Here is a 16,318-nt window from a genome sequence, read left to right as displayed (position 1 = left end):
ATTTTGAAAAAGAATAATCAAAATGGATTCGTTTTTATATGGAGTTTTTGTTTACCAGACAGGTCGTATATTTGATGATAATTTTCCTGTATTTTCTTTCGTAACGAATGTTGTTAAATCTTCTTTGAGCATTTGCATTCGTTCAGCACCTATGTTTTCAATCCATTGTTGCTCTATTTCAGCTACTATTTTTTCTTTTGCTTTCAATACTGACAAACCACGTTCGGTTAAAACAATGATTTTCCCTCTTTTATCAGTAGGATGTGTTTTGCGTGTAACGTAGCCACTCTTCTCAAGAGAATCCACCATTTTACTTACAGCTTGTTTTGAAACCCCTAAATATTCAGCTAGTTCTATACCCGTTGCTCCATTAGGTAGAATGCGTTTGAACATAAAACCATGTGCTGGCCTAATATCTTCAAATCCCAATTCATTTAATTTGTCATGTAGTTCAGTAATTAATGTGCTAAATGATAATGATAAAAGCGATGTAAGATCTAACTCGTTAAATGTTTGATCCATGTATATAACCTCCGTATTTGTAGTCAATTAAGTTGACTATATATGATACTTATTGTACTATGCATAATATAGTCAATCAAATTGACTATATTATGTTGTAGAACAAATAATGATTTATATAATATAGAATCAATGGAGGTTTCACATGGTTAATATCGTAAAAATTAGAGGGAGTGTATTTGCACCGTATGCATTGCTGAAGCCTATTAAGGATGCTGCAACAGGAAGAGTGTTTGAATACGCTGGAGATGCACGTGAATTTACACCGTACGCTGTAAATACAAAGCGTTCAAGATTGGAACAAGAAGTGATTGTTGATTTTTATAAAAGAGAAATTTTCACATATGCAGATGCTTGCATCGTTACTGTAAAAATTACAAATCCAGATGGCTCAATTGAGTATCAAAAGGGAGAAACAAGTACAGAAAACATCGCATGTACTAATATTGTATGGAGTGAAGATGAAGTTTCATTTGAAATGAGAGCAAGTGCAAGTAATCCGTTAAATGCGGCGGCACCCGCAGCTGATTATTTGTTGGCTATACGAGTTAATAAAAGTGGTACTTTGCATGTTGAAGGTGTACATGATGGTTTCCCTTGCTATGAATTTTATAAACAAGTAGATTTTGGTTCGTTTGAATCAATATATACACATGATTTCAGAGAAACAAATGATACTCCAGCAGCACTAGCTGGAGAAATGGAATATAACTTTAAAACGAAAATATAGCACCATTTTTATGAAGGAAGTAGCCAACATAAAAGAGAAAGGCTTTAATTATGTAGCTGAAATGGTGGATTTTTTATTAAATAATGCAGTATATAAAATTAGAATTATAGAGGTGTTTTTTATGACTAATATCGTAAAAATTAGAGCCAGTGTATTTATTCCAATGTCTTGGACTGAAGCTAAGAAGGATATGGAAACAGGACAAGTAATCCAATTTGAAGGTGATTCACGTGAATTTACACCACATGCGGTAAATACGATGCGCTCTAGAGTGGAGCAAGAGGTAGTAGTGGATTTTTATAAAGAAGAAGTGTTTTCATATGCGAATACGGGTATTACGACAGAGAAGATTACGAATCCAGATGGTTCGGTGAATAAAAGAACTGGAAAAGCGAGTACGGAAAATATTGTGTGTACTGATATCGTATGGAATTCCGGTGGTGTACAATTTAAAATAAGTGCGAGTGCAAGTAATCCATTAAATGTATATGCACCTCCTGTAGATTATGTATTACATGTCTGTGTGAAAAAGGATGGTACTATCGATGTTCAAGGAGAGCATGATGGATTCCCTTGTTTTGAATTTTATAAGCAAGTAGATTTCGGTACATTTGAAGAAATATATACACATGATTTTAGAAAAACGGGCGATACAGCGGCAGCGTTAGGTGGAGAAATGGATTATAGTTTTAACAAGAGTTTATAAGAAGTAAGATAATAATGCAGTGTAGTTGAGAAATGCAAAAGCTAATACAATCAGTAGCTTTTGCATTTTTACTATACCTTAGAAGGTTTCAAAAAATAAAACGCTTTACAATATACCCTTAAGGGTATATGATATTATACAAAGTTACAAAGTAATGTATAATATAGTTATAATTACGGAGGTGGTCTATAGTGGAATACAATCAAGATATGAAAAATAGATTAAAACGTATTGAAGGCCAAGTTCGTGGTGTGCTTCGTATGATGGAAGAAGGAAAAGATTGCCGAGAGGTTATTACACAGTTAACGGCATCTCGTTCTGCACTTGATCGTACAATTGGACTTGTTGTTGGAACAAATTTAGAGCAATGTTTACGTGAGCAGTTTGAAAAAGGTAATGGTTCAAATGAAGAGTTAATTAAAGAAGCTGTTCAATTACTTGTAAAAAGCCGATAATCTGTCAAACGTAAGAGTTGACAGATTTTCAAAAACATTTTAATATACCCCTACAGGTATATGTATATAAATTGTGGAGGAATCGACTATGAGTATAAAAGTGGATATGAGTTTAGATTGTAAAGGTTTGGCTTGTCCGATGCCGATTGTGAAAACAAAGAAGGCGATGGAAGGATTGACGTCAGGACAAGTGATTGAGATTGAGGCAACAGATAAAGGGTCTACAGTAGACATACAAAGCTGGGCGAATAAAGTAGGGCATCAATATATCGGGACGAAACAAGAGGGCGATGTTTTGAGGCATTACGTTAGAAAAGCACATGAACATGAATTGAATGAAGTAGCGAAGTATCCTCTTACAATTACGAATACGGAGTTGGAAGAGATATTATTAAGTGATGAAGAGTGTATTGTATTAGATGTTCGAGAAGCAGCGGAATTCGCTTTTGGTCATATACCATCGGCTGTTTCCGTGCCGTTAGGAGAGTTAGACAGTGCAGCTTTAGATCAGACGAAGCAAATTTATGTTGTTTGCCGAACTGGTAACCGTAGTGATGTAGCTTGCCACATGTTGAAAGAGAAAGGTTATGTAAATGTGAAGAATGTCATTCCAGGCATGTTAGAGTGGCAAGGGAATATAAAGAATTAAAATTTTTTAAATAAAAATATACCTATGGGGGTAATTGGATGAATGTTAAACCGTTACAAGCGAAAGATGTTGCAGAGAAAGTTTTATTCGGAGAGTTGTTTATTTTAGATGTTCGTAATGAGGCGGATTATGAAGATTGGAAAATTGAAGGAAAAGAAGTTACTTCAATGAATGTGCCGTACTTTGATTTATTAGAGGGTGTAGATCATATTGCAAGTGAATTGCCTAAAGATAAAGATGTTTTAGTAGTATGTGCAAAAGAAGGGTCTTCTATATTTGTGGCAGAGCAGTTAACAGAGGCTGGGTTAGAAAATATTTATTATTTAGCTAGTGGTATGAAGGCTTGGAGTGAATATGTAAAGCCTATAAAAGTTGGAGATTTAAAAAATGGCGGAAGTATGTATCAGTTTAACCGCCTTGGAAAAGGTTGTTTATCTTATATGGTCGTTTCAAACGGTGAAGCAGCAGTTATTGATGCAGTAAGAACAGTTGAAGCGTATGAAGAATTTGCGAAAGAGCATGGTGTTACGATTACGAATGTAATGGATACGCATTTACATGCAGACCATATTTCTGGAGGACGTAAGCTAGCGGAAAAAGTCGGTGGTACGTATTGGTTACCGCCAAAAGATGCGGAGGAAGTTGTTTTCTCATACGAACCGCTTGTTGAAGGAACTGTTATTACGGTGGGGGGTACTAAAATTAGAATTGACGCATTATACTCACCGGGGCATACGATTGGAAGTACATCATTTATTGTAGATGATTCCTATTTATTATCAGGCGATATTTTATTTGTGGATTCAATCGGGCGTCCAGATCTTGCTGGGAAGGCTGAAGATTGGGTAAGTGATTTACGTAATACTTTATATAGCCGATATAAAGAGCTATCTCAAAATTTAGTTGTGTTACCAGCTCATTATTCAAAAGTAAGTGAAATGACCGAAAGTGGTATTGTTAGCGCAAAATTAAAAGATTTGTTTGCGAATAATGCAGGGTTAAATATTGAGGATGAGGTAGAGTTCCGTAAAACTGTAACAGAAAACTTACCACCTCAGCCAAATGCATATGAAGAAATCCGTCAAACCAATATGGGTAAAATTCACCCAAGTGTGGATAAAGAGCGTGAAATGGAGATTGGTCCAAATCGTTGTGCAGTGCACGAATAATGAAATAAATAAAAAATGGAGGAATAGATGATGAATGTAAAACAAGTATTAGATGCAACAGGTTTAGCATGTCCAATGCCGATTGTAAGAACGAAGAAAGCGATGGATACTTTACAAACGGGAGAAGTGTTAGAAGTACATGTAACGGATAAAGGGTCTATTAAGGATATTCCAGCATGGGCAAATAAAAGTGGTCATGACATTGTAAAGCATGTAGAAGAAGATGATGTGCTGAAGTTTTGGATTAAGAAGGCGTAGTAGTTTTATAAATATAGAGAGGTTGGTTATATGAATACAATACTAAGTACGCTTTTCATTGTATTTGCTGTAGCATTTGTTATTTCACGTTTTTTACCAGTTAAAGGTGTTCAAAATATAAGTGGAAAACAATTAAAGAATATAGCGGGAAAAAAGGGGAAACAACTTATCGATGTTCGTACAGTAAGTGAATATAGAGGAAATCATATGAAAGGATTTCAAAATATCCCTTTAAATGAGTTAGCTAGTAGAGCAAGTCAGTTAGATAAAAATAAGGAAGTAATCGTTATTTGTCAGAGCGGGATGAGAAGTAAGCAAGCAGCAAAAGTATTAAAGAAATTAGGGTTTCAGCACGTTATCAATGTTTCAGGCGGGATGAATGGTTTGTGAGGAGGAAATGTAAAGTGAAAGAAATGACAGTAAAAGAAGTGGAAGAAAAATTGTTACGTAAAGAAGAAGTAAATATCGTGGACGTACGTGAAGTAGAAGAAGTAGCTGAAGGGAAAATTCCAGAAGCGTGTAATATTCCACTAGGACTATTGGAGTTTCGTATGCATGAGTTGGATAAAAAGAAAGAGTATATCATCGTTTGTCGTTCTGGCGGAAGAAGTGCACGAGCAGTTCAATTTTTAGAGAGCTACGGTTTTCAAGCAATCAATATGGTAGGTGGTATGTTAGCGTGGGAAGGGAAAGTAGAATAGGGTGAAACGATTTTTTATAACAATAAAAATACCCCTATAGGTAATTGGAGGGAAAACAACATGGAACAACAGAAGAAAACAACAATCGTTTTATTTAGCGGAGATTACGATAAAGCGATGGCTGCTTATATTATTGCAAATGGTGCAGCGGCGTATGATCAAGAGGTAACTATATTTCATACTTTTTGGGGATTAAATGCTTTAAGGAAAGATGAGCATGTGAAGGTAAAGAAAACTTTCATCGAAAAAGTATTTGGAAAGATGATGCCGCGTGGTGCTGACAAAATGGGATTATCGAAAATGAATTTTGCCGGTATGGGGCCAAAGATGATGAAAGGTATTATGAAAAAACATAATGCGATGCCTTTACCAGATTTAATAGATTTGGCGAAAGAACAAGGGATTAAACTTGTAGCTTGTCAAATGACAGTAGATTTATTAGGGTTAAAAGAGGAAGAGATTATGGAAGGGGTAGAGTTTGCAGGAGTAGGAGCTTATTTAGCAGATGCTTCGGATGGAAATGTGAACTTATTCATTTAAATCACCTTCTTTTTAGAAGGCGGGGGATATAAGGTGAGTTTAGTCGTATTACTCTTTATAATTGGGTTTATAGGATCGTTTATATCAGGAATGGTTGGAATTGGCGGTGCGATTATTAATTATCCGATGATCTTATACATTCCGGTATTGCTAGGATTTACTGGCTATACTGCACATGAAGTAAGTGGTATTACAGCGGTGCAAGTATTCTTTGCAACTTTTGCAGGGGCATGGGCCTATCGGAAAAGTAATGATATGGATAAAAAGTTAGTTATGTATATGGGAGCTAGTATATTAATAGGAAGTTTCATAGGCAGTTTTGGTGCTAACGTATTAAAGGAACATACGGTCAATGTTGTTTATGCAGCGTTAGCCACAATGGCTGCTATTATGATGTTCGTACCGAAACGAAATAATGGTGATGAAGTAAAATATAATAAATGGTTAGCAAGTTTGTTAGCATTTATTGTAGGAGGCGCATCAGGCATTATAGGTGCTGGAGGTTCGTTCCTTTTAGTTCCGATTATGCTAGTTATTTTAAAATTGCCGATACGTACAACGATAGCAACCTCTATTGCTATTACGTTTATTTCTTCAGTAGGAATTACGACTGGAAAAGTGATAACTGGGCAAGTAGTTGTAGTTCCAGCCCTTATTGTTGCGATTGCAAGTATCTTTGCTGCGCCGCTTGGAGCGCGAGTTGGGAAGAGGATCAATCAAAAAGCACTGCAATATATGTTATCGATTTTGATTGTAGGAACTGCTATTAAGATGTGGGTTGATATGATATCGAAATAAAAGGATGGCGCTGCTTGCAGCCCATCCTTTTATTTACGCCCAAATCACTTTCATTAAGTTTTTATATTCGTCATTTGCTAATTTATATAGCATTCTCGTATGTTCAAAGACAAGTGCTGGATTAAAGTTTGGTTCTGAGAATGCAAGAGATGTTGAAATGTCAATTGCATTTTGCTTGTTTAATGTGAATTTTGCAAAGCGATAAGATGTGTTTAATTCATTAATAACGTGCAAAATATCATTTGTTGCTGTTGCATCAGGTACGTGAGCAACATTGAAGCAGTATATATCTACAGTAGGATGTTCGTTTTGGAAAGCAGCGATAAGTTGAATTTTTGCGCCAGCTTCTGTCTCTAACCCTACTGAAAAATGAACAGAACCATCATTTTCATCTATATTTTCTTCCATGTATATATCGTTTGACTTTAAGTAGTCTTTAAAATCTGAGATGTTATGTTTTACTGCAGCTTTCATATGTATGAGCCCCCTGATAATTGGAATAGATTGCTACTATTTATTATAATTTAAAAATATTAAAAAAGATAGTTAGAAAGTTCTGATTTTTGATTGTGACGGAATAAAAAGAAGCAGTACTCTACCTCCATAGAGAACTGCTTCTTTATTATTCATTGTCGTTAGACGATGTTTCTGTATCTTCATTGCTATTTTTATTTTTCACTTCATTGTTACTTGATTCGCGTTCACTTGAATTTTCAGACTTAGATTCTTTTGTTTTCTCTGTACTTGTTTTTTTCGAATCAGAGTCTGTTTTTGTATATGCAGGTAATCCAAGGTGCGTACGAAGATCGTTTGTAACTTTTGCTAATTCTTTTTTATCTGGATTGTAGTAATACGTTCGGCCGCCACCAGCAGATTTGCTACAAGTATCATCACCTTTTGCCATGTAGCAGTCTTCACCTTGAATTTGTAATTTTTCAATTTCTGAATCCGATCCGTACTTATAGAATGAAAGCATATCATCGAATGTTAAGTTTGTAACGAATTGTCCGTTAATATCATCAATGATGTTACCAACTTTTGTTACAGATCCAACGCTTGTTAGTTTCTTTAAAATTGCTTCAATAACGAGCTGTTGACGTTGCCCACGCATTGCATCACTATCGATGTGGCGTGTTCTAGCAAGAGCAAGAGCTTCTTCACTATTTAGCTTTTGAACACCTTTCTTCAGGTGAATTGCATCAGCATTATCATTACTATCTTGTTCCGTAAATTCAACGGGTACATCAACTTCAATGCCGCCTAAATCGTCGACAATTTTCATAAATGATTTAAAGTTAAACTTTACAAAGTAATCAACAGGAACATTTAGTAATTTTTCAACTGCATCAATACTTGCTTGTGGTCCACCATCTTTTCCATTTTTAGTAGAACCGTATGCATGAGCGTGTGTAATTTTATCTTTTTTCTTTTCCACTGGAATATACGTATATGTATCTCGTGGAATACTTAATAGTTTTACAGTTTTGCTATCTTTATTAAACGTTGCAAGTAATAGTGCGTCCGTTCTTATAGCATCACCATATTCTTTCCCACGGACATCGCTTTCATCGACACCCATTACTAAGACAGAGACATTGTTTGTAATAGGTTTTACAACTTTATCACGTAAATCAGATTTATCACCGCGTGCTAAATCGTGTGCGGCATTTCGAACAGCAGAAGATGCTTTATTTACTAAAAACCAAGTATAACCGCCACCTACTATTAAAAAGAATAGAATAACGCTTATAATAATTTTTGTTTTTTTCTTACTTTTTTTCGGTTTACTGCGTGTATTTTCTTGCAAAGATGGGTTTTGCTCCATTTCCTGTACTCCTTCATTTGGATTGAAATACGACACTCATATCCACTTATTATAATGAAATTTGACGAAAAAAAACATTACAAAACATTTACATTTCGTAAAAATTCAATTTATTTATAAAAAGTCAGATTTTTTATATTTTATTTTTGAGATGTAGAATAAGTATAAGTTGTTTTAGTGGAAATGAAAATATGTATTGTGAGAAAGTAATAGAGAAGTAAGATTTGTTGAAATATAGCCATGAAGAAATGAGTAGGTTTAATTATTTCTTCTATATAATAAAGAAGAAATTTACGGATAAAGGAGAGGGCATAATGAATCATACATCATTCCGAGCAATTGTTGTGAACGAAACAGAAAGTAAGCAGTTTGTAAGAAACGTTGTCGAGAGAGAAGTAAGTAGTTTACCTGAGGGAGACGTATTAATAAAGGTTCATTATTCTTCACTAAATTATAAAGATGCTCTTTCAGCTACAGGTAATAAAGGTGTTACGAGAACATATCCTCATACGCCAGGAATTGATGCAGCAGGAGAAGTTGTGAGTAGTGAAGATGAAACCATTAAAGTAGGAGATCGAGTCATTGTAACGGGATATGATTTAGGGATGAATACTTCTGGTGGTTTTGGAGAATATATTCGCGTGCCGGCATCTTGGATTGTACCTTTACCAGAGGGAATGTCATTAAAGGAAAGTATGATGTACGGGACGGCAGGTTTTACAGCCGCTTTATCAGTATATAAGCTTATTAGAGCAGGAGTAACGCCTAGTATGGGCGATGTTTTAGTAACGGGTGCTACAGGCGGTGTAGGAAGTGTAGCTGTAAGTATTTTAAGTAAGTTAGGGTTTAGCGTAGTAGGAGCGACAGGGAAAATGGAAGAGGAACAGATGCTACTACGTCTAGGAGCGAAAAAAGTGATGCATCGCGCGGAATTGAATGATGAATCAGGAAGACCAATGTTAAAAGGAATATACGCCGGGGTTATCGATACTGTAGGTGGACATATGTTAGAAACAGCTTTAAAAACGGTAAAGTATGGCGGGTGCGTAACGACATGCGGTAATGTGGCAGGCCAGCAATTACAAACAACGGTATATCCGTTTATTTTACGAGGTATCAGCCTGTTAGGGATAGATTCAGTGCAATGCCCAGTGGATGTGAGAAGAGATGTGTGGACGCTCCTAGCCAATGAATGGGGAAATAAAGAGTTACGATCTTATACAGAAGAATGTACATTAGAAGAATTAGATGAGAAATTTACACTTATATTGCAAGGAAAGTTAAGAGGAAGAACGGTTGTAAATATGAAATAAAAAAAGAGACGCTCACGTGAGCGTCTCTTTCTTATTATAATGATTGTTTTAAATTGACTTTACCTTGTTCACCTAAAACACCATCAGCGATATTTACAGCGTGATCGCCAATACGCTCTAAGTTACTTACCATATCAACGAAGATGATACTTGCATCACCTGAACAGCTACGTTCGTTTAGACGTAATACGTGACGTTTACGAAGAACACGTTCCATTTGATCGATTTTACGTTCTTTTGCAATAACAGTTTGAGCTAGTTCAGTATCGAAGTTTGTTAAAGCTTCAACTGCGTCTTGTAATGTTGAAATCGTTAACTCAAGCATTTCATTTAGTTCAGTTAGTGCCTCGTCTGATAGGGAAACACGGTTTGAGATTTGGAAATCTACAAGTTCTACAAGGTTTTCTACATGATCACCGACACGTTCAATATCTCCAACAACACCTGCTAGAACTGAATGCTTCTCAGAGTCTGTCGGTGAAAGTGGTTTTTCTGAGAGTAAAACTAAATACTCGGTAATCTTTTTATCTAAATTGTTAATAGCTCCTTCTAATTGAGTAGCCATGTCAGCGTGTTTTTTGTCTTGTGTGTTTAAAAATTGGTTTGCTTCTTTTAATCCATGTAATGAAAACTCAGCCATACGAATAATTTCTTTTTGTGCTTCTGTTAAAGCAATAGCTGGAGATTGTTCAATAAAGATTGGATTTAAATGTTGCGGTTTGAAATCAATAGCAGCATCTTCACCACGAATAATTTTCGTTACAATCCATGCTAATACAGCGATGAATGGGAACTGAATGATTGTATTCGTTACGTTAAATGTTCCGTGTGCAAATGCAATTGTCATTTCTGGATTTAAGTTTAATGACGTTTGGAAATATTGAATTAAATTTGTAAAAGGTATTAATAAAATCGTAAAGATGAGTGTACCGACAATATTAAAGATAACGTGAACCAATGCTGCACGTCTTGCAGCAATTGAAGTACCGATTGCTGCTAATACTGCTGTAATTGTTGTACCGATATTATCACCGAATAATACAGGAAGGGCAGCTTGTAAATCGATTGCACCTTGACCGAATAGTTCTTGTAAAATACCGATTGTTGCACTTGAACTTTGTACAATTAAAGTGAAGACTGTACCAACAACAATACCTAAAATTGGATTATCACTCATGCTAACTGTTAATTCTTGGAATGACTCTAAAGAACGAAGAGGCTTCATACCGGTGCTCATTAGTTCTAAACCGAAGAATAACATACCAAAACCGAATATAACTTGACCTAAAGAATGTACTTTTTTATTTTTAAAGAAGAATAGTAAGATAGCTCCAACTGCCATAATTGGAAGAGCATATTCTCCGATTTTAATTCCGATAATAAATGCAGTAACTGTCGTACCGATGTTCGCACCCATAATAACACCGATTGCTTGTCTTAATGTCATAAATCCAGCACTTACGAGTCCGACTGTTAAAGCGGTTGTTCCTGAACTTGATTGGATTAATACAGTAACTAACATACCTGCTAGTACACCCATTAGTGGGTTTGTTGTAAAGCGATCTAGAATATCGCGAAGACGATCTCCAGCAGCTTGTTGCAGTCCATCGCCCATGTATTTAATCCCGAATAAGAAAATACCTAATCCACCAATGAACTGGAAGATCATATCTTGAACATTATATTCCACGCATTCCACTCCTTAAATTTCATGTACGATGTAATTATTAACTGAACCTTGAGGCACTGTAAACGGTTTATCCGTAAAATTTACACTAAATTTACAAAGGGAAGAAAAGTTTACAATTCCTTAAAGAAATGGCTGTATTTTATTGGTTTTTATCTTGTATAAATCTTAATTTTGTAAAGAAATCACACTTTTTAGAATAGTATTGTTCGGTTGAATATGAAGGAAAGCGTCTGCGAGTTCATCGTATATTTTTTGATGAAAGTTAAAAAAATATGTAGGAAAATGCATGTAGTTTTATAACATCAAAAATACGAAAAAAGCCACTGAAATTATCCAGCAGCTTTTTCTCTGTTTTTATTTCTATGCTTTTGTTTTTTTACACTTGTGATGTAAATGAACAGGAAAGCAATAAGTAGTAGAGAGGAATAACGATATACAGTTGCGTAGTTTGTAAAATGTGCAATGAATCCAAAAATAATTGCGCCAGCACCAATTCCTAGGTCAAATGCTGAGAAGAATGTAGCTGTTGCAACTCCTCGGCGGTGAGGTGCTACTCGGTCGATCATCCACGCTTGTAGAGCAGGTTGAATCGCTCCAAATCCACTTCCGTAGCATGCTGCCGCAATAATTAAACTTGGAATTGTAGTTGTATACGACAATAAAATAATACCTATAAACGTAATAATAACTCCTGGAATAATAACGAATGTATGACCTTTCGCATCATATAATTTTCCAGAAAACGGCCGAGTGACGGCGATTGCAAGTGCATTAAATAAGAAGAAGAGGCTTATATCAGCAATTCCGACTTCCGTAGCAAATAATGTAATAAAGCTCCCAATTCCTCCGTACATTAATGTAATACATAATATTAATAATGAAGGAAGTAAAGCTTTACGTTCAATAAATCCATCAAGGAAGGTACCAGATGTTTGCTGTGGTGATTGCGGCGATTTTTTGATTTGAAGTAGTTTCGTTAATATTAATGAAACAATTGTACAGGAAAGTGCACATAAAAAAAGAATCGTGAAGTTATATGTTTGCATAAGCCAAAGTCCGATAAGTGGACCGAGCGCCATTGCAATCGTTCCAGAAAGACCGAAATATCCCATGCCTTCACCACGGCGAGCTTGCGGAATTAAATCTGAAACGACAGTTCCATATGTAGTCGTTGTAATACCAAAACCAGCTCCGTGTAAAATTCGAACTGCAAGCAATAGGAAAACAGTTGAAGCGAAAAGGTAACTACCCATAGCGAGTAAACAAATAGCAGTACCGATCATTAAAATGATTTTTTTGCTAAATTTTTGCAAGGCATTTCCAGTTAGCGGTCTAACAAAAAGTGCCGCAACAGTAAACATGCCGACAACGAATCCGATATTGGAACTTGTACCTCCAATTTCTTTCACATAAACGGGTAAAGTAGGAATTAACATTTGAAATCCTAAAAACATACATAAGTTTGCTAGAATTAGCGCGACAAATTCTTTCGTCCATAACGGTTCTCGTTTTACGAGTATTGCTTCTCCCATGTATTCATCCCCTATATAAAAAATTTCTCTTTTCTTTCGAGTATATGTATTGGCCAATGTAACAGTCAAGGAAGGTGCCTTGAAAACGTACAACAATTTTCGAGGTAAAAAACTGACAAATTTGTGTAAAAGCTACACAACTATGAAAAAAAGTTGTAAAGTATAGATGTATAGACTTGTAGTTGTTATGAATGATAGAAATTATTTTTTCTTTAAAGAAAGCGGATTCAAAAAGTAGTGAATGAGAAGGGGATATATACTTTTTCACTACATATATTTGAAAAGGTTTACAAAACAATGAAGAAAGAGGCGTGTACATATGAGACGATTAGGTATTTCTATTTATCCAGAGCATTCAACAGTAGAGAAAGATAAGGAATATTTAACATTAGCAAGTAAATACGGATTTACACGTGTATTCACATGCTTATTGTCTGTAGATGGAGAAAAAGAGAAAATTATAGAAGAGTTTAAAGAAACGATCTCTCATGCAAATGCATTAGGGTTCCAAGTATTAGTTGATATTAGTCCAGCTGTTTTTGAACAACTAGGTATTTCGTATAATGATTTATCATTCTTCCATGAACTAGGTGCGTACGGTATTCGTTTAGATGTTGGTTTCTCAGGATTAGAAGAATCAATTATGACTTACAATCCGTATGGCTTAAAAATTGAGATTAATATGAGTAACGGTACGAAGTATGTAGATAATATTATGAGCCATAGACCAAATCGTGAAAATTTAATTGGTTGCCATAATTTTTATCCACATCGTTATTCTGGATTATCATACGATCATTTCATTACATGCTCGAAACAATTTAAAGATTACGGTATGAGAACGGCTGCTTTTATTTCATCATTTGATGCAACATATGGACCTTGGCCCGTAACAGAAGGATTATGTACGTTAGAACAGCATCGTGAACTACCAATGACAACACAGGCGAAGCATTTATTTGCGACAGAATTAATTGATGATGTTATTATTGCGAACGCTTATGCATCAGAAGAAGAATTACAAGCACTAGGTGCATTAAATAAAGAGAAACAAACATTTGATATAGAGTTATATGATACAACGACAGAATTAGAAAGAATTATCGTATTAGACGAACCTCATTTTTATCGCGGGGATGTATCTGAATATATGATTCGTTCGACACAAAGCCGTGTGAAATATAAAAAAGAAGAGTTTAAACCTCATAATACACGTGAAATTAAGCGCGGCGATCTTTTAATTGATAATGAGCAATATGGCCAATATAAAGGTGAATTGCAAATTGCATTAAAAGATATGGTGAATACAGGAAAAACAAATGTAGTTGGTCGAATTGTAGAAGAAGAGATTTTCTTACTAGACTATTTACAAGCATGGGATAAATTCGGATTTACATTAAAGAAATAGATAAATTAAAAAAGGAAAAAACTACTGACCTCAGCAGCTTTTTCCTTTTTATATATAAATTGCGAGAGGAAGAGCTATGACAAAGGTGCATCAGCGATTAGTTTCTATTTTAGAGGAGTTTTTAGAAGAGAAATCGATGTTAAATCGAGCTTTTTTAGCGAGCCGTTTACATGTATCAACGAAGACGATTCAAAAAGATATAAAATTATTAAATGATATATTGGAAGAAAACGGAGCGAAAATTGAATCGCAAAGAGGGACTGGATACGAACTAGAAATTATACAAGCGAAGAAGTTTGAAGAGTTTTGCGTGAGTCTATTTCAAAAACAGACAGAAAAAATCCCGACTTCTTATGAAGAAAGGATAGCTTACATTCTGCAACGTATTTTAACGACAGATGGGTATGTGAAGCTTTCACAGCTAGCAGAGGAGATTTATGTAAGTAAATCGACTGTAAATTTAATTATGAAAGATGTGACAGATATATGTGGTCGCTATCAATTACAAATTGAAAAGAGACCTTATTATGGTATACGTATTGTCGGAGAGGAGTTTCATATTCGTTCTTGTTTATCACAATACGGTTTACCGCGTTATGATCATACTCCGTTTCACGAGCAATTTGAGCAGAATGATACATACTTATCGTTACCTCATATACCGCTTATCCGTTCGGTTATATTAAAGTATATCGAAGGAGGAACGATATATTTATCAGATATAGAAATTGATAATTTAGTCATTCATATTGCAATTGCATTAAAGCGTTGTGAAGATCAACATTATATGAAAGGACTACATGCAGAGCAAGCTGAACTTATAATAAAGAAAGAATATACAATTGCGAAAGAGATTTTAGGGGATTTAGAGAAAGAGTTGCATCTTTCATTTCCCGAAGAAGAAGTTTTATATGTGACGATGCATTTATTAAGTACTGCTGTTACAGCGAAAGATCGTTATGAAAATGTGGAAGAACTATTAGGAAAAGATCTATATGCATTCATGCAACATATTCTTTTTAAAGTAGCGGAAGAACGGAATCTTATTTTTTATTATGATGAAGAATTATTATTTGGGTTTGGTGTTCATTTAAAAACGTTATTAAATCGTTTGAAGTATAAGTTAAATACGAGAAATCCTCTTTTGGCAGAAGTGAAAAAGAATTATCCGTATGCTTTTGAAATTGCGGTTCTCGTTGGAGATATAATTGGTGAATATACGGGAGAATCGATTCCGGAAAGTGAAATTGGTTATATTGCGATTCACTTCGGCGGAGCGATGAGTCGTTTACAGGAACAGAATCAAAAGAAAAGATGTTTATTAGTTTGTGCAACTGGTCAAGGAAGTGCCCAACTATTGAAATATAAAATTCTATCACAGTTCCGAGATAAATTAGAGATTGTAGGGATTACAGGTTATTATCAATTGAAAGTAGAAGATCTCTACAAAGAAAAGATAGATTGTATTATTAGTACGATGCATATACCAAGTGGTTTACCTGTGCCTGTTATAAAAGTAAATTCAATATTTGATGATAAAGAGATTCAGTCAATTGGTCAGCAGTTATTTGCGCATGTGAATACTAGTGTGCAACAATATATGAAGGAAGATTTAATCTTTTTAAATCACAGTGCTTCTACAAAGGAAGAGGTTATCCAATTTTTATGTGAGAAAGCTGCTGAGAAAAATTATGTACCAGAAAGCTTTTATGACTCTGTTATGGAAAGAGAGAATACATCCCCTACAGCAGTTGGGAATTTAGTTGCGATTCCACATCCGATGCAGTTATTAAGTGAGAAAACATTTTTGATGTTTTGTACACTTGATAAAGCGGTTGAATGGGGAGATAAGAAAGTACAAGTTATTATTTTATTTAGTGTAAAGCGCAATAATAATGAAGATTTACAAAAGCTTTATGATTTTTTATATGATATTATGTCTAATCAAAATACGATAGAGAAATTAGCTCAGGCTGAAGTGGTTGAAGATTTTCAAGAGATATTATTATCGTTATAAGAGAA

18 protein-coding genes are annotated in these 16,318 nt (G+C 35.0%); 13 read left to right on the top strand and 5 right to left on the bottom strand.

What is annotated here, in order from left to right; genetic code table 11:
- Positions 1–51: 51 nt before the first annotated feature.
- Complete coding sequence (locus RTP99_RS17795) at positions 52–522, bottom strand: MarR family winged helix-turn-helix transcriptional regulator (RefSeq protein WP_000372889.1); 471 nt, start codon at positions 520–522, stop codon at positions 52–54.
- A 145-nt stretch (positions 523–667) separates the two neighbouring features.
- Between RTP99_RS17795 and RTP99_RS17790 the strand changes: the two genes are divergently transcribed.
- The 10 genes from RTP99_RS17790 (at position 668) to RTP99_RS17745 (ending at position 6,528) form a co-directional block, all read left to right on the top strand.
- Complete coding sequence (locus RTP99_RS17790; RefSeq protein WP_000247257.1) at positions 668–1,252, top strand: DUF3238 domain-containing protein; 585 nt, start codon at positions 668–670, stop codon at positions 1,250–1,252.
- A 121-nt stretch (positions 1,253–1,373) separates the two neighbouring features.
- On the top strand, positions 1,374–1,958 hold the full coding sequence (locus RTP99_RS17785) for a DUF3238 domain-containing protein (protein WP_041184732.1): 585 nt from the start codon (positions 1,374–1,376) through the stop codon (positions 1,956–1,958).
- Positions 1,959–2,149: 191 nt separating this feature from the next.
- Positions 2,150–2,413, top strand: a complete 264-nt coding sequence (locus RTP99_RS17780; protein WP_000456204.1) for a metal-sensitive transcriptional regulator — start codon at positions 2,150–2,152, stop codon at positions 2,411–2,413.
- 88 nt (positions 2,414–2,501) lie between these two features.
- Positions 2,502–3,062 (top strand): sulfurtransferase TusA family protein, encoded by a 561-nt coding sequence (locus RTP99_RS17775; RefSeq protein WP_000023986.1) that lies wholly within the window; start codon positions 2,502–2,504, stop codon positions 3,060–3,062.
- 38 nt (positions 3,063–3,100) lie between these two features.
- Positions 3,101–4,231, top strand: coding sequence for an MBL fold metallo-hydrolase (locus tag RTP99_RS17770; RefSeq protein ID WP_001101326.1), 1,131 nt, complete (start codon positions 3,101–3,103; stop codon positions 4,229–4,231).
- A gap of 27 nt (positions 4,232–4,258) precedes the next feature.
- Positions 4,259–4,489 (top strand): sulfurtransferase TusA family protein, encoded by a 231-nt coding sequence (locus tag RTP99_RS17765; protein WP_016716526.1) that lies wholly within the window; start codon positions 4,259–4,261, stop codon positions 4,487–4,489.
- Between the two features lie 30 nt (positions 4,490–4,519).
- Positions 4,520–4,879, top strand: a complete 360-nt coding sequence (locus tag RTP99_RS17760; RefSeq protein WP_001092304.1) for a rhodanese-like domain-containing protein — start codon at positions 4,520–4,522, stop codon at positions 4,877–4,879.
- 14 nt (positions 4,880–4,893) lie between these two features.
- Positions 4,894–5,190: a rhodanese-like domain-containing protein gene (locus tag RTP99_RS17755; RefSeq protein ID WP_000661822.1), complete on the top strand. Its 297-nt coding sequence runs from the start codon at positions 4,894–4,896 to the stop codon at positions 5,188–5,190.
- 60 nt (positions 5,191–5,250) lie between these two features.
- Complete coding sequence (locus RTP99_RS17750; RefSeq protein ID WP_000437732.1) at positions 5,251–5,730, top strand: DsrE/DsrF/DrsH-like family protein; 480 nt, start codon at positions 5,251–5,253, stop codon at positions 5,728–5,730.
- A gap of 33 nt (positions 5,731–5,763) precedes the next feature.
- Entirely contained in the window at positions 5,764–6,528 is a 765-nt protein-coding gene (locus RTP99_RS17745) for a sulfite exporter TauE/SafE family protein (protein WP_000060720.1), read from the top strand.
- Positions 6,529–6,561: 33 nt separating this feature from the next.
- Here the strand turns inward: RTP99_RS17745 and RTP99_RS17740 are convergent, their stop codons facing one another.
- Together RTP99_RS17740 and RTP99_RS17735 are read right to left on the bottom strand one after the other, a co-directional pair.
- A complete protein-coding gene (locus tag RTP99_RS17740) occupies positions 6,562–7,002 on the bottom strand; it encodes a hypothetical protein (protein WP_000642359.1) in 441 nt (146 codons plus the stop codon).
- Between the two features lie 148 nt (positions 7,003–7,150).
- Positions 7,151–8,353 carry an LCP family protein gene (locus RTP99_RS17735; RefSeq protein ID WP_000437424.1) on the bottom strand — a complete coding sequence of 401 codons (1,203 nt, stop codon included), beginning with the start codon at positions 8,351–8,353 and terminating at the stop codon, positions 7,151–7,153.
- Positions 8,354–8,667: 314 nt separating this feature from the next.
- Between RTP99_RS17735 and RTP99_RS17730 the strand changes: the two genes are divergently transcribed.
- Positions 8,668–9,666 carry a YhdH/YhfP family quinone oxidoreductase gene (locus RTP99_RS17730; RefSeq protein ID WP_001016993.1) on the top strand — a complete coding sequence of 333 codons (999 nt, stop codon included), beginning with the start codon at positions 8,668–8,670 and terminating at the stop codon, positions 9,664–9,666.
- A gap of 34 nt (positions 9,667–9,700) precedes the next feature.
- Here the strand turns inward: RTP99_RS17730 and RTP99_RS17725 are convergent, their stop codons facing one another.
- Both RTP99_RS17725 and RTP99_RS17720 read right to left on the bottom strand, forming a co-directional pair.
- Entirely contained in the window at positions 9,701–11,356 is a 1,656-nt protein-coding gene (locus RTP99_RS17725; RefSeq protein WP_000456263.1) for a Na/Pi cotransporter family protein, read from the bottom strand.
- 329 nt (positions 11,357–11,685) lie between these two features.
- Positions 11,686–12,888, bottom strand: a complete 1,203-nt coding sequence (locus RTP99_RS17720) for an MFS transporter (RefSeq protein ID WP_000503267.1) — start codon at positions 12,886–12,888, stop codon at positions 11,686–11,688.
- A gap of 319 nt (positions 12,889–13,207) precedes the next feature.
- Between RTP99_RS17720 and RTP99_RS17715 the strand changes: the two genes are divergently transcribed.
- Both RTP99_RS17715 and RTP99_RS17710 read left to right on the top strand, forming a co-directional pair.
- A complete protein-coding gene (locus RTP99_RS17715) occupies positions 13,208–14,296 on the top strand; it encodes a DUF871 domain-containing protein (RefSeq protein WP_001253342.1) in 1,089 nt (362 codons plus the stop codon).
- Between the two features lie 76 nt (positions 14,297–14,372).
- The gene (locus tag RTP99_RS17710) at positions 14,373–16,313 is read left to right on the top strand and encodes a BglG family transcription antiterminator (RefSeq protein ID WP_000169844.1); all 1,941 of its coding nucleotides are present in this window, start codon (positions 14,373–14,375) and stop codon (positions 16,311–16,313) included.
- The last annotated feature ends 5 nt before the right edge of the window (positions 16,314–16,318 follow it).

Origin of the sequence: Bacillus sp. (in: firmicutes), assembly GCF_031983925.1 — a bacterium.
GTDB lineage: Bacteria > Bacillota > Bacilli > Bacillales > Bacillaceae_G > Bacillus_A > Bacillus_A pacificus.
This window is presented reverse-complemented; position numbering and strand designations above follow the sequence as displayed.

Bases quoted from the DNA above. Each gene is read 5' to 3' on its own strand.
- RTP99_RS17750 (WP_000437732.1), top strand. From the start codon at position 5,251: ATGGAACAACAGAAGAAAACAACAATCGTTTTATTTAGCGGAGATTAC.
- RTP99_RS17765 (WP_016716526.1), top strand. From the start codon at position 4,259: ATGATGAATGTAAAACAAGTATTAGATGCAACAGGTTTAGCATGTCCA.
- RTP99_RS17790 (WP_000247257.1), top strand. From the start codon at position 668: ATGGTTAATATCGTAAAAATTAGAGGGAGTGTATTTGCACCGTATGCA.
- RTP99_RS17775 (WP_000023986.1), top strand. From the start codon at position 2,502: ATGAGTATAAAAGTGGATATGAGTTTAGATTGTAAAGGTTTGGCTTGT.
- RTP99_RS17785 (WP_041184732.1), top strand. From the start codon at position 1,374: ATGACTAATATCGTAAAAATTAGAGCCAGTGTATTTATTCCAATGTCT.
- RTP99_RS17740 (WP_000642359.1), bottom strand. From the start codon at position 7,002: ATGAAAGCTGCAGTAAAACATAACATCTCAGATTTTAAAGACTACTTA.
- RTP99_RS17710 (WP_000169844.1), top strand. From the start codon at position 14,373: ATGACAAAGGTGCATCAGCGATTAGTTTCTATTTTAGAGGAGTTTTTA.
- RTP99_RS17735 (WP_000437424.1), bottom strand. From the start codon at position 8,353: ATGGAGCAAAACCCATCTTTGCAAGAAAATACACGCAGTAAACCGAAA.
- RTP99_RS17770 (WP_001101326.1), top strand. From the start codon at position 3,101: ATGAATGTTAAACCGTTACAAGCGAAAGATGTTGCAGAGAAAGTTTTA.
- RTP99_RS17720 (WP_000503267.1), bottom strand. From the start codon at position 12,888: ATGGGAGAAGCAATACTCGTAAAACGAGAACCGTTATGGACGAAAGAA.
- RTP99_RS17760 (WP_001092304.1), top strand. From the start codon at position 4,520: ATGAATACAATACTAAGTACGCTTTTCATTGTATTTGCTGTAGCATTT.
- RTP99_RS17795 (WP_000372889.1), bottom strand. From the start codon at position 522: ATGGATCAAACATTTAACGAGTTAGATCTTACATCGCTTTTATCATTA.
- RTP99_RS17730 (WP_001016993.1), top strand. From the start codon at position 8,668: ATGAATCATACATCATTCCGAGCAATTGTTGTGAACGAAACAGAAAGT.
- RTP99_RS17715 (WP_001253342.1), top strand. From the start codon at position 13,208: ATGAGACGATTAGGTATTTCTATTTATCCAGAGCATTCAACAGTAGAG.